The organism is Sulfitobacter sp. KMM 9851, assembly GCF_057178245.1.
The window spans coordinates 18783-32514 of the sequence record NZ_JBXUCW010000002.1; the positions used below are offsets into that span (position 1 = coordinate 18783).

The 13732-nt window shown below is 61.1% G+C and carries 11 protein-coding genes; 9 read left to right on the forward strand and 2 right to left on the reverse strand.

What is annotated here, in order from left to right:
* Positions 1-26: 26 nt before the first annotated feature.
* The 3 genes from AC1965_RS18405 to AC1965_RS18415 are packed head-to-tail and all read left to right on the forward strand — an operon-like array spanning position 27 to position 4376.
* Positions 27-1667, forward strand: coding sequence for an ABC transporter substrate-binding protein (locus AC1965_RS18405; RefSeq protein WP_483887176.1), 1641 nt, complete (start codon positions 27-29; stop codon positions 1665-1667).
* Positions 1657-2604, forward strand: coding sequence for an acetamidase/formamidase family protein (locus AC1965_RS18410; RefSeq protein WP_483887177.1), 948 nt, complete (start codon positions 1657-1659; stop codon positions 2602-2604). The genes AC1965_RS18405 and AC1965_RS18410 overlap by 11 nt, the downstream gene beginning before the upstream one ends.
* Complete coding sequence (locus tag AC1965_RS18415) at positions 2601-4376, forward strand: ABC transporter ATP-binding protein (RefSeq protein ID WP_483887178.1); 1776 nt, start codon at positions 2601-2603, stop codon at positions 4374-4376. The genes AC1965_RS18410 and AC1965_RS18415 overlap by 4 nt, the downstream gene beginning before the upstream one ends.
* A 47-nt stretch (positions 4377-4423) precedes the next feature.
* Here AC1965_RS18415 and AC1965_RS18420 read toward each other — a convergent pair whose 3' ends face one another.
* Together AC1965_RS18420 and AC1965_RS18425 are read right to left on the reverse strand one after the other, a co-directional pair.
* On the reverse strand, positions 4424-5617 hold the full coding sequence (locus AC1965_RS18420) for an MFS transporter (protein WP_483887179.1): 1194 nt from the start codon (positions 5615-5617) through the stop codon (positions 4424-4426).
* 135 nt (positions 5618-5752) lie between these two features.
* Positions 5753-6508, reverse strand: coding sequence for an IclR family transcriptional regulator (locus AC1965_RS18425; protein WP_483887180.1), 756 nt, complete (start codon positions 6506-6508; stop codon positions 5753-5755).
* A 190-nt stretch (positions 6509-6698) separates the two neighbouring features.
* On the opposite strand from AC1965_RS18425, the gene AC1965_RS18430 reads away from it, so the two are divergent.
* The 6 genes from AC1965_RS18430 to AC1965_RS18455 all read left to right on the forward strand — a co-directional run bounded on the left by AC1965_RS18430 (position 6699) and on the right by AC1965_RS18455 (position 13730).
* Positions 6699-8216, forward strand: a complete 1518-nt coding sequence (locus AC1965_RS18430) for an ABC transporter substrate-binding protein (RefSeq protein ID WP_483887181.1) — start codon at positions 6699-6701, stop codon at positions 8214-8216.
* Positions 8217-8326: 110 nt separating this feature from the next.
* Entirely contained in the window at positions 8327-9244 is a 918-nt protein-coding gene (locus AC1965_RS18435) for an ABC transporter permease (protein WP_483887182.1), read from the forward strand.
* Between the two features lie 4 nt (positions 9245-9248).
* Positions 9249-10148 (forward strand): ABC transporter permease, encoded by a 900-nt coding sequence (locus tag AC1965_RS18440; RefSeq protein ID WP_483887216.1) that lies wholly within the window; start codon positions 9249-9251, stop codon positions 10146-10148.
* Positions 10149-10151: 3 nt separating this feature from the next.
* Complete coding sequence (locus AC1965_RS18445; protein WP_483887183.1) at positions 10152-11150, forward strand: ABC transporter ATP-binding protein; 999 nt, start codon at positions 10152-10154, stop codon at positions 11148-11150.
* Positions 11147-12142: an ABC transporter ATP-binding protein gene (locus AC1965_RS18450; protein WP_483887184.1), complete on the forward strand. Its 996-nt coding sequence runs from the start codon at positions 11147-11149 to the stop codon at positions 12140-12142. Before AC1965_RS18445 ends, AC1965_RS18450 begins: the two co-directional genes overlap by 4 nt.
* 4 nt (positions 12143-12146) lie before the next feature.
* Positions 12147-13730, forward strand: coding sequence for a gamma-glutamyltransferase (locus AC1965_RS18455; protein ID WP_483887185.1), 1584 nt, complete (start codon positions 12147-12149; stop codon positions 13728-13730).
* Positions 13731-13732: the final 2 nt, after the last annotated feature.

A 13732-nucleotide genomic window follows, 5' to 3' on the forward strand; every position in this document is an offset into this window, starting at 1 on the left:
AAAACCACCCAACAAGGAGAGACACCATGAAAAGATTTTTGACCTCAACCGCGCTGGTCGCCGCACTGGCCCTGCCCGCGCCGACCTTTGCCGATGCCCACTCTGACATGGACCCGAACGCGAAATCGGGCGGCAATATCACCATCTCGTACAAGGACGACGTGGCCACCCTAGACCCCGCCATTGGCTATGACTGGCAGAACTGGTCGATGATAAAATCGCTTTATGATGGGCTGATGGACTATGCCCCCGGCACCACCGATCTGCGCCCCGGTCTGGCCGAAAGCTATGAGATTTCCGAAGATGGCATGACGTTTACCTTCAAGCTGCGCGAAGGTGTAAAATTCCACAACGGCCGCGAAATGACAGCGGAGGACGTGAAATATTCGCTCGACCGCGTGACCAACCCCAAGACGCAAAGCCCCGGCGCAGGCTTCTTTGCCTCCATCGCCGGCTTTGACGCGATCTCAAACGGTGACACCGAAACACTTGATGGCGTCAAAGTGGTCGACCCCCTCACGGTCGAAATCACCCTGTCACGCCCCGATGCGACTTTCCTGCATGTCATGGGGCTAAACTTTGCCTCTGTCGTGGCCCGCGAAGCGGTCGAAGAAGCAGGGGCCGATTTTGGCAAGACTGCAATGGGCACCGGGGCGTTCAAACTGGGCGAATGGACCATCGGCCAGCGGCTGGTGTTTGAAAAGAACGAAGACTACTGGCGCGAAGGCCTGCCCTATCTCGACAGCGTGACCTTTGAAGTGGGGCAAGAGCCCATCGTGGCCCTGCTGCGTTTGCAAAATGGCGAAGTCGACGTGCCGGGTGACGGTATCCCGCCCGCCAAGTTCCAAGAGGTGATGGCGGACCCCGCCCAAGCCGCGCGCGTGGTTGAAGGCGGCCAATTGCACACCGGGTACATTACACTGAATGTGAAAATGCCGCCCTTTGACAATGTCGATGTGCGCCGCGCCGTGAACATGGCGATCAACAAGGAACGCATCACTCAGGTGATCAATGGCCGCGCTGTGCCGGCCACGCAGCCCCTGCCGCCGTCGATGCCTGGCTACACCGAAGGCTATGCAGGCTATGCCTATGATCCCGAAAAGGCCAAAGAGATGCTAGCCACTGCCGGCTTTGCCGACGGGTTCGAAACCGAGCTTTACGTTATGAACACAGATCCAAACCCACGGATTGCGCAGGCGATTCAGCAGGATCTGGCGAACATCGGCATCAAGGCGTCGATCCAGTCACTTGCCCAGGCCAGTGTCATCGCTGCGGGCGGCGAAGCGGATCAGGCCCCGATGATCTGGTCAGGCGGCATGGCATGGATTGCTGACTTCCCCGATGCGTCAAACTTCTACGGTCCGATCCTGGGTTGTGCTGGTGCGGTGCAGGGCGGCTGGAACTGGTCGTGGTATTGCAACGAAGAGATCGACGCGATGGCCACCGAAGCCGACAGCATGACAGACCCCGACGCGGTCGAGGCACGGCTGCAAAAATGGTCTGATGTCTACATGAAGGTCATGGACGACGCCCCTTGGGTGCCGGTGTTCAACGAACAGCGCTACACCATGAAGTCCGAGCGGATGGGCGGCGCAGATGCGCTTTATGTCGATCCGGTCTCGATCCCCGTCAACTACGATTATGTGTATGTAACCGATGTGCAATAAATGTCCTGACTATACAATCCACGGACGCCATCACCACTTTGGCTGGGACAACTCGTTTGTCCCAGCCGAGACGGTGGCCCCCGGCGCGACCCTTGAATTCCACTGCCACGACAGTTCGGCCGGTCAATTGACCAAATCGAGCACCGTCAAGGACGTGGAAACGCTGGATTTCGGCAAGATCAATCCGGTCTCCGGCCCGATCTATGTCGAAGGGGCGGAACCGGGCGACGCGCTTAAAATCACCATCGAGGGGTTCACCCCTTCGGGGTTTGGCTGGACGGCTAACATCCCGGGCTTTGGCCTGTTGGCCGACCAGTTCACCGACCCGGCGCTGACGATCTGGGACTATGACCCCGACACACTGGCGCCAGCACTCTTTGGCAAACATGGACGGGTGCCGCTGAAACCCTTCGCGGGCACCATCGGCTGCGCGTTGGCAGAACCGGGACTGCACAGTATCGTGCCGCCCCGGCGCGTGGGCGGTAACCTTGATATCCGCGATCTGGCAGCGGGCACCACGCTTTATCTGCCGGTCGAGGTGGCAGGGGCGCTCTTCTCCATCGGGGACACCCATGCAGCGCAGGGCGATGGCGAAGTCTGCGGTACCGCGATCGAAAGCCCGATGAACGCGACGGTGACCCTAGATCTGATCAAGGACGCCAAACTCAGGATGCCCCGGTTCACCACGCCGGGTCCGGTCACGAACCACCTTGATGCCAAAGGCTATGAGGTGACCACCGGGATCGGGCCTGATCTGATGTCCGGCGCCCGCGAGGCGGTCAGCCAGATGGTCGACCTGCTTTGTGCCACCCAAGGGCTCGCTGCCGAGGATGCCTATATGCTGGTCTCTACCTGCGGCGACCTGCGCATCTCTGAAATCGTGGATATGCCCAATTGGGTCGTGTCCTTCTACTTTCCGCGATGTGTGTTTGAATGACCGTAGTCCAGCACCTCTCCCCGGCGCCGCAGGCGGCGGGGGGGACCGCCATCCTGACCGTCGACGACCTGTGCATTTCTGTGCGCACAGAGCAGGGGCTGATGCCGCTGGTCGAGAACCTTTCGTTCACGCTGAACAAGGGTGAAACCCTTGCCATCGCAGGTGAAAGCGGGTCCGGAAAATCGCTGACATCACTTGCCATCATGGGTCTTTTGCCGCCGCCTGCGGTGCGGGTCACCGGGGGCAGTATCCACTTTGACGGCCAGATACTGACCGGTATGCCGGAACACCGCCTGCAACAATTGCGCGGCAACCGCATCGCGATGATCTTTCAGGAACCGATGACCGCGCTTAACCCCGTCATGCGGATCGGCGTGCAACTTGTCGAAGCGATCCGCGCGCACGAAAACATCTCTGTCGGCCAAGCCCGCAAACGCGCCCTGGAGGCCGTGCGCGCCGTGCGCCTGACAGAACCCGAGCGCAGATTGCGCCAGTACCCCCACGAGCTTTCGGGTGGGATGCGCCAGCGTGTCGTCATCGCCATGGCCATTGCGCTGCGTCCCGATATCCTCATCGCCGATGAACCTACAACCGCGCTGGATGTCACCGTGCAGCGCGAGGTGCTGGACCTTTTGCGCGATCTGGCCCGCGACATGGGCACCGCGCTGATCCTGATCACGCATGATATGGGCGTCGTCGCGGAAATGGCCGATCATGTGCTGGTCATGCAAAACGGCCGCATGGTCGAACGCGCCCCTGTGCGCAAACTCTTTGCGACGCCGGAACAACCCTACACCCGCAAACTGCTGGCCGCCGTGCCGCGCATGGGCACCGGCCACGGCACCCACCCCGATCCGCAAAGCGCGCCGCTCGTGTCTTTCCGCGATACCCGCGTTGCCTATGATCTGCATGGCGGCATTCTGGGCCGAGTGGTTCAACGGGTGCATGCCGTTGAAGGTGTATCCTTTGACATCCATCCCGGCGAGACCTTTGCCCTCGTGGGGGAAAGCGGCTGTGGCAAATCCACCATCGCGCGCGCGCTGACCGGGCTTGTCCCCCACACCGGCGATATCCACTTTAAAGGGCAACCGCTGGGCAACAGTGCCACCCGGCGCAAGCAGATCAGCCGCGAGTTGCAGATGGTGTTCCAAGACCCGATGGCCGCGCTTAACGGGCGCATGACAGCGGGCGATCTGGTGCGCGAGCCGCTGGTGATCCACGGCATTGGCACCGCTGCCACCCGCCGTGACCGGGCCGCCGCCCTGTTTGCCCGCGTGGGCCTGGGTCAGGAGGCGCTTGATCGCTACCCGCATGAATTCTCCGGCGGCCAGCGCCAGCGTATCTGCATCGCCCGCGCCTTGGCGCTTGAACCACAGCTGATCATCGCGGACGAAAGCGTATCAGCGCTTGATGTCTCGGTTCAGGCTACGGTGCTTGACCTGCTGGCAGAGCTAAAGCGTGAAATGAACATGTCTTACCTGTTCATCAGTCACGACATGGCAGTGGTCGAAAACATCGCTGACCGGGTTGCGGTGATGTACCTCGGCCAGATCGTCGAACTTGGCACTGGGGCGCAGATTTTCGGTGACCCGCGTCATCCCTACACCCGCCGCCTGATCCAGGCGGTGCCTCACGCCGACCCCGACCGCGCCCTGCCCGCACGGGTGATCGACGCCTCAGACCCGCCCAGCCCCGTACGCGCCGTGGGCGATCCGCCGCAGGTCGTCGTGCATGACGATGTCGGGGATGGCCATTTGGTCGCCCGGCATTAACCAACGGCGATGCCCGGCCGTGATGCGCGCAGGTCGGGCCGCGCCCCCTAACGGCCTTCTTCAAGTCGGGGCAGGAACCAGGTCAACAAGCCAGCAAGCGGCAGGAATGAGCAGATGACGTAAACCGTCTCAACCCCGTAACTCTCGGCTAAGACCCCAAGAAACGCAGCGGCGACACCGCCCAACCCAAAGTTCAGACCATAAAACAACCCCCCGATCAGACCGATCCGGTTGGGCAAAAGATCCATCGCGTAAATCAGGATAGAGGCAAAGGCGCTGGCCATGATCAGGTTGATCATGATCGTCAACACCCCTGTCCAGAACAGATCAGCATAGGGCAGGATCAGGGTCAGCGGCAGCGGCCCAAGGACCGAAATCCAGATGATCCGATAGCGCCCGATCCGGTCGCCCACCACCCCGCCGATCAACACACCCACCGCCGCCGCCAGCAGAAACACAAACAGCATGAGCTGCGACGCGGGAATGGACAGGCCGAACTTTTCGATCAGGTAAAACGTATAGAATGACCGAAAACTCTCGCCATAGGCGTTCTTGGTGAACATCAGCACCGTCAGCACGACAAGTCCGATCGCAATGGTGACAGGCGCGTGCACCACTGCATTGACACTGCCCTTGTTGCGTTCGCGCATCGCGGCAAATTCATCGCGGATCGCGCGCTGCTTGCTCCCGATCCAGGTCAGCAGCAGCATCGCCGCCAGCGCGACCACTGCAAACCACGCCAGGCTCGGCTGACCCCATGGCACGATGATCAGCGCGGCAAAGACTGGACCCAGCGCACCGCCCGCCTGCCCGCCGACCTGAAAGATACCTTGCGCCAGTCCCTGACGCCCACCTGCGGCATAGCGCGCCATCCGCGTCGCTTCGGGGTGAAAGACTGACGACCCGATGCCGATCAGCGCCACCGACATCAGTATCATCAAATAACTCTGCGCAAAGGCCAGACTAACGAGCCCCGACAGCGTGAACATCATACCCACTACCGGGGAATAGGGCGCAGGATAGCGATCCGTCACCATGCCGATGACGGGCTGCAATAGCGCACCGGCGATCTGGAATGTCAGGGTGATCATGCCAATCTGCACGAAATCCAGCGCATAGGCTTCTTTCAAAATCGGATAGGACGCCGGGATCAGGGATTGCATCAGATCGTTCAGCAGGTGGGTCGACCCAAGAACCACCAGAACAGTCAGGTGTGTTCCCGAGCGTGTCATCGTCGTCATCTCTTGTGCCTTCCGTTGGCCCCCATGTTGCGGCCAATTGCGCACACCCTCGCCCGCGCCGCAAGGCGCGCTAAAGCAAATATCTGGCCGCAAGGCGCGCCTACGCAAATATCCGACCAAAGGCGCGGCAGCGCCCTATCGGCGGTGAACCTGTGACGAGGGCGAGATCGCGTTGGCAGTGTCCTGAAGCCGTGGCAGAATTTCCTCCTCGATCCGTTCGCGCGACCAGGTATGGGCCGACACCGAACACTGCACTGCCGCAAAGGCGCGCCCGTCAGGCCCGGTGATCGGGCAGGCTACGCCCAACTCCGACAGGATCATCTGCCCGGTCGAGATCGCATAGCCGCTTTCCACCGCCTCATCTATGCTGCGTCGTATCGCGTCGCGGTCCATCGTGGTGCGGGTGGTAAAAGGCTTGATCGGCCAGGTTTGGATCGCCTCTTCGCGGTCCTCGGCCGAAAAGGTCGAAATGATCGCCCGCCCGCCCGACGTGGACAGCGCCGGTAGGCTGCGGCCCACCACGGTGGCTGCAAAATAGGTACGTTTGCACGGCAGCCGACTGACATAGATGATGTGATCGCCCGACAATTCGGCAAGGTTGACCGTCTCGCCGATTTCCTGACTGAGGTCGATCAACTTGGGGATCGCCTGCCCCACTAGTTGATCCGACCAGTAATAGGCATAGGCTAATCCAAGCCAGGCGTGCGAAGGCCGAAACCGCCGCGTGACAGGATCTTTATCCAGCATCCCCTCGATGTGCAGCGTATTAGCCAAACGCTGAACCGCGCTTTTGTCCAGCTCGGTGCGCTGCGCAAGTTCAACCAGTGATAACTCAGTGTGTGTCTCATCAAAGGCGCGTAACAGGCGCAACCCCTTCGCAAGCGAACCCACGTAAAGAGTATTTTGCTTCTTTTCCAACCACTTGCCCCAACACCACCAGTGAAACGTGATCCGAGGGCTTGACGCCACCAAGTCAGTTCGCGTTAATCAATCGTATAGCAATATTGTATATTACATTATGATACATGCTTCAAGTCAAAAGTGTTCCGAAATTCACTTCGCAAACAACAGGGAGCCGACCATGAAATCCACGGTCTTCAAATCAACCATCACGGCCATCGTCCTTGCGGCAGCATCCGGTGCAGCCTGGGCAGACAAGGCCGACGACACGCTGCGCGTCGCCTTCACCAAAGAGCTCGAAAACGTCGACAGCTATTTCAACTCATCCCGCGAGGGCGTCGTGCTTCAGCGCGCCATCTGGGATGGGCTAATCTATCGCGATCCGGCAACCAATGAATACAAAGGCAACCTCGCGACGGACTGGGAATGGATCGACGACACGACCATCGAATTCAAACTGCGCGAAGGCGTGACCTTTCATGACGGGTCCGACTTTAGCGCTGATGATGTCGTGTTTACCGTCAATTACGTAGCCGACGAAGCCAATGGCGTTAAGACACAGCGCAATGTGAACTGGATGAAATCCGCCGAAAAGATCGACGATTACACCGTCCGTATCATGCTCAAGGAAAACTTCCCGGCGGCGATCGAATTCCTCTCCGGCCCGGTGTCGATGTACCCCAGCGATTACTACGAAACAGCCGGCCCAGAGGGCATGGGCCTCAAGCCTGTGGGCACCGGCCCCTATAAGGTCACCAATGTGGTACCGGGTCAGCATTTCGTGCTGGTCGCCAACGAAAACTACCACGACAGCCCCAAGGGCCAGCCAACCATCAAAAATGTCGATATCCGCACGATCCCGGATGTGAATACGCAGATGGCTGAACTGTTCAGCGGCACGCTTGATCTGATCTGGCAAGTGCCTGCGGACCAGGCCGAAAAGCTGGCCGAGCTGGACCAGTTCATCGTGTCCAACGAATCCACCATGCGCGTGGGCTACCTCGCGATGGATGCCGCAGGCCGGTCGGGCGACACCCCCTTTACCGACATTCGCGTGCGTCAGGCCGTGAACCACGCGATCAACCGTCAGGAACTGGTTGATGCCCTGCTCAAGGGTAAATCGCAGGTGATCTCCACGCCCTGTTTCCCCAGCCAATTCGGCTGTGACGTCGACGCAGCGGTATCCTATGACTACGACCCGGAAAAGGCCAAAGCTCTGCTGGCCGAAGCGGGTTATCCCGATGGGTTTACCACCGATTTCTATGCCTACCGCGACCGCGAATATGCCGAAGCAATCACCAGCTACCTGAACGCCGTGGGCATCACCACCAACTTCAAGATGCTGCAATACTCGGCGCTGCGCGAATTGAACATGAAGGGCGAGACCCCAATTTCCTTCCAGACATGGGGCAGCTATTCGGTAAACGACGCCTCTGCGATGGTCAGCCAGTTCTTCAAACATGGCTCGCTCGACTATGCGATGGACGACGCGACGCTGGCATCCCTGAACGTCGCTGACAGCGCGACCGACGATGCGGTGCGCAAGGAAAACTACACAGCGGCGATCGAACGGATCACCGAAGAAGCCTATTGGGCGCCGATGTTCTCCTACAACACCAACTACGTCACCACCACCGAGGTTGAATACACTCCGACGGCGGACGAGGTCCTGCGCTTCACCACGACAAGCTGGAAGTAAACCAAATCGACGGGGGCGCACCCGACCGCACCCCCGTCGCTACTACCCCCACCCAGACCCACCGCCGCCTCATTAACCAAGGGGGCGCAGCCTCAAGGTAATTGCCCCCCGTGCTTCAATTCATTCTCAAACGACTGGGCCTTGCGATACTGGTGGCCTTCACCGTGTCGTTCATCAGCTTCAGCCTGCTGTTCCTGTCCGGCGATCCTGCCGCCGCCTTGGCAGGTGAAACCGCCAGCGGCGAAGACGTCGAAGCGCTGCGGCGGCTCTACGGCTTTGACCGCCCAATGCTTGTGCAATACGGCGACTGGCTGTTTTCTGCCCTGCGCGGCGATTTTGGCGAAAGTTATTATTTCCGCCTGCCGGTCGCCACGCTGATTGCCGATCGCCTGAGCGTGACAATGCTGTTAGGCCTGTGCGGCATCAGCTTTGCCCTGATCACCGCCGTGCCTCTGGGCGTTGTTGCGGCGATCCGGCCGAATTCCATCGTCGACCGCTTGGCATTGTTCATCTCTGTCGCGGGCCAAGCGATGCCGAGCTTCTGGTTCGGCCTGATCTTGATCGTGGTCTTTGCAATCCAACTAGGATGGTTGCCGCCATCCGGCACCGGGACGTGGAAACACTTTGTCATGCCGACCATCGTGCTTGGCTACTACGCGATGCCTGCGATCATGCGCCTCACCCGCGCGGGAATGTTGGATGTGCTGTCGTCGGACTATATCCGCACCGCCCGCGCCAAGGGCGCCAATGAAACCCGCGTGCTGTTCCGCCACGCGCTGCGCAATGCCATCATCCCGGTTGTCAGCCTCGCCGCCGTGCAGATGGGCTTCATGCTGGGCGGCTCTATCGTTGTTGAATCGATCTTTGCTCTGCATGGCGCAGGCTACCTCGCGTGGGAAAGCATCGCACGCAACGACCTGCCCACCGTCCAGGCGCTGATCCTGATCTTTTCGATGTTCTACATCGTCTTCACCTTTCTGGCCGATGTGCTCAACGCATGGCTTGATCCCCGCATGAGGAGCAGCTGACATGATGACCGCTGGCACACATGACAGCCTTTTGGACGAAATCATCGGCCCGACTCCTGGCCAGATGCTGCGCAAACGCGTCTTTGGCCATCAAGGGCTGCTGATCGGGGTGATCGTGCTGATCATCTTGACCATCGTGGCAATCCTCGCCCCGTGGATTGCCCCCCACGATCCCTACGCCCAAAGCCTGATGACCCGGATGGAACCGCCCGTGTTCATGGGCGGCACATGGGATCACCCGCTGGGCACCGACCATCTTGGCCGCGACTACCTGTCGCGCCTGATCTACGGGGCGCGCATATCCTTGCTGATCGGCGCCGTGGCGGCGCTGATCTCTGGCGTAATCGGCACCGCCATGGGCGTGGCTGCGGGGTATTTCGGCGGCAAGGTCGACGCGGTTGTGACCTTTTTGATCAACGTCCGTCTGGCCATGCCCGTCGTGCTGGTGGCACTGGCGGTCGTGGCAATCCTCGGCGGGTCATTGCAGGTCGTGATCATGGTGCTGGGCCTGCTGCTGTGGGACCGCTTTGCCGTGGTGATGCGGGCGTCGACCATGCAGGTGCGGCGGCGCGAATATGTCGCCGCGGCCCAGGTCATTGGCGCCTCCACCCCGCGCATCCTGCTGTCCGAAATCATGCCCAACATCGCCAACAACCTGATCGTCGTCGTGACGCTTGAAATGGCCCACGCAATCCTGCTCGAAGCGGCGCTGTCCTTTCTCGGGCTTGGGGTGCAGCCCCCGACACCAAGCTGGGGGCTGATGGTTTCTGAAGGCAAGAACATGATGCTGTTTGAACCCTGGCTCGTCCTGATCCCCGGCGCCGTGCTCTTTGTGCTGGTGCTGGCGATCAACCTGATGGGTGACGGCTTGCGCGACGTAACCGCCCCCGAAAATCGGAGCTGACCCATGACAGAACCACTTTTGAGCGTCCGCAACCTGGCGCTGGATATTCCCGTCGGTGGTGGCACCCTGCACGCCGTGCGCGGCATCGACTTTGACCTCGATCGGGGTGAAACCCTGTGCATCGTCGGCGAAAGCGGGTCGGGCAAATCGCTGACCTCGCTGGCGCTGATGGGGCTTTTGGGCAAGACCATTCAGCGCCGCGCCGACCGGATGACATTCGACGGCACCGAACTGACCACCGCCAGCCAGGGCCAGATGCGCAAACTGCGCGGGGCGCGCATGGCGATGATCTTTCAAGAACCGATGACCTCGCTCAACCCTGCCTATACCATTGGGGATCAATTGGCCGAGGCGCTGTTACTGCACCGCAAGGTCACCCGCCAACAGGCCCGCAACCGGGCGATTGAACTGCTCGAAAAGGTCGGGATCACTGCCGCCGAAAGCAGACTATCGCAATATCCGCATCAACTGTCGGGCGGGCTGCGTCAGCGCGTGATGATCGCGATGGCCCTGATGTGCGAACCCGAATTGATCATCGCGGACGAACCCACAACGGCGCTTGACGTGACCATTCAGGCCCAGATCCTGCGCCTGCTGCACGACCTGGGCCGCGAGATGAACATGGCGATGATCCTGATCACCCATGACCTTGGCGTTGTGGCGCGGGTGGCCGACAAGGTGGCGGTGATGTACGGCGGCGAATTGGTCGAAACCGGCCCCGTGGGCGACATCTTCAACGCGCCATCGCACCCCTATACCCGCGGGTTGCTGCGCTGCATCCCCCTTCCTGGCAAGACCGCGCGCGGCAGCCAGTTGGGCACGATCCCCGGCATCGTACCCTCGCTGGTTGGTGATGTGCAGGGCTGCGTCTTTCGCACCCGTTGCCCTCATGCCGTCGCCGAATGTCGCGGCGATATTCCAAAACATGTGGACGGCACCCACGCCTTCCGCTGCGTTTTTCCAGACGGCAAACGCCATTCCGAAAAGGAGCTGACCATATGAAGGACAGCGTAAACGACACCCCGGTGCTGGAACTCTCAGCCGTCAGCAAGACCTATAGGGTCAAACAGGGTCTTTTCGGCAAGGTCAAACCCTTGACGGCGGTCAATAACGTCTCGCTACAACTGGGCCGGGGCGAAGTGCTGGGCCTCGTCGGCGAATCCGGCTGCGGCAAATCCACACTCGCCAAGATTTTACTGGGTCTTGAGGCGCCGACCGCCGGACAGGTCAGGATCGACGGCCAAGACATCGCGGACCAAGGCCGTCTGGCACTCGCGCGCCGCATCCAGCCGATCTTTCAAGACCCCTATTCATCGCTGAATCCCCGCAAAAGCATTCACGACGTCATTGCCCTGCCGCTGGTGGTTCACGGCATCGGCGACGCCGCCAGTCGCACACAAAAGGTACGCGATATCCTAGACGTCGTTGGCCTGCCGCAGCGGGTAATGAACACCTATCCCAGCCAGATGTCCGGCGGCCAACGCCAGCGGGTCGCGATTGCCCGCGCGCTGATCATGAAACCCGAGGTGGTGATCTGCGACGAACCAACATCGGCACTTGATGTGTCGGTGCAGAGCCAAATCCTCAATCTGCTGGGCGAACTGCGCGAAGAGTTTGGTCTGACCTATCTTTTCATCAGCCATGACCTCGCTGTGGTCGAACACCTCGCCACCCGCGTTGCGGTGATGTACCTGGGCGAGATTGTAGAGCAAAACAGCGTTGCGGGTCTTTTCGACGCCCCTCGCCATCCCTACACACAGGCCCTGCTGAAATCCGTTCTGACGCCCGAACCGGGCCTTGGCGTGCCCGATACCCAACTTGGCATGGCCTACCCCAACCCCATCGCGCCGCCGCCCGGCTGTCATTTTCACCCGCGCTGCCCGCGCGCGACCGCGCTGTGCAAGACCGACGCACCGCGGCATATCCCCATTCCGCAGGGCCATGTCGCCTGCCACCTGCACGATCCGCAAACACCCATGTACGAGCAGGAGTAACCCAATGTCCCTGAACCTGTCGCGCAGCAGCCAGACCCGCAAACATGTGATCGAAACCGAACATGGCGTCGTTGCGGCGCAGCACCGCCTGGCTGCCATCGCCGGGGCCGAGGTGCTGGCAGCGGGCGGCGATGCGGTGGATGCCGCCGTCGCCACGTCTTTCGTCATCGGGGTGCTTGAGCCGTGGATGAGCGGCCCTGCCGGCGGTGGCGCGATGATGCTCTGGCGCGCGGACGACGGGCAGGCCATTGCGCTGAACCACGGCATGCGCAGCCCCGGCGCGCTGGACCCCGCCCATTACCCGCTCAGCGGGCGCGGCACGGCGGGCGATCTGTTTCCTTGGGACCATGTGCAGGATGACCGCAACATTCAGGGTGCCACTGCCGTTGCCGTGCCCGGCGTCGTCGATGGGCTGGGCCAGGCACATGACCGCTTTGGCAAAATGCCCTGGGCCGACCTGCTGACGCCCGCCATCGACCACGCCCGCCAGGGGCTGCTGGTGGATTGGTACGCCGCCCTTGTCATTGCCTCCTGCACCCGCGAGCTGGCCAAGGACGCCGATGCCGCAGCGCTGTTTCTTGAAGACGGCCAATGGCCCACCGTCAGCGGCTGGACCGCGCTGGCGGACAAGCGGCTGGACCAGTCGCGCATGGCCGACAGTCTCGATCAGATCGCGCGGCATGGGGCGCGAGCGCTTTATGATGGCGACCTCGGTGCCGCCATGGCCCGCGACGTACGTGACAAGGGCGGGTGCCTTTCGGTCGCTGATCTTAATGCCTACCGCGCCGAATTTCACGCCCCCCTCGACTTTGCCTACCGCGATGCGCGGTTTCACGTGGTGCCGGGGCTGACCGCAGGCCCGACGTTCCGTGATACCTTTGCCGCGCTGGAAACCGAAACCTTTGGTGATGCCCCCGGCCCCGACAGCTATGCCGCCATGGCCGCTGCCCTCTCAGGTGCCTATGCCCGTAGGCTGGGTTCAATGGGCGATACCGGCGAAAGCCCCGAGGCACCCGGCTGCACCACACATTTTTCGGTGGTCGACCGGCACGGCAACATGGTGGCACAGACACAGACGCTTCTGTCGATCTTTGGCGCGCGCGTGGTGTCGCCCTCTACCGGATTTCTGATGAACAACGGCATCATGTGGTTCGACCCGGTGCAGGGGCGACCCAATTCGCTTGGCCCCAACAAGCGGTGCCTGATGAACGTCTGCCCCGTGATCGGTGAACAGGGACAGCGCCGCTTTGCCTTTGGTGCATCGGGCGGGCGCAAGATCCTTGGCGCCGTGGCCCAATTGTCATCGTTTGTCACCGATTTCGGCATGGACCTCGACGCCAGCTTTCATGCCCCGCGCATTGATGCCTCGGATGCAGGTACCCTGATCGCCGACGACACACTGCCCGCCGCCGTGCTGGACCGACTGCGCGCCGATCACAAGGTCGTCGAAACCCGGCGTACGATATTCCCCTACGCCTTTGCCTGCCCCGCAGGCGTGATGCGCGACGGCACGGTCAACTCTGGCTGCACAGAAACCATGTCGCCCTGGGGCGATGCCATTTCCGAAGACATGACAAAGGACACTTAATC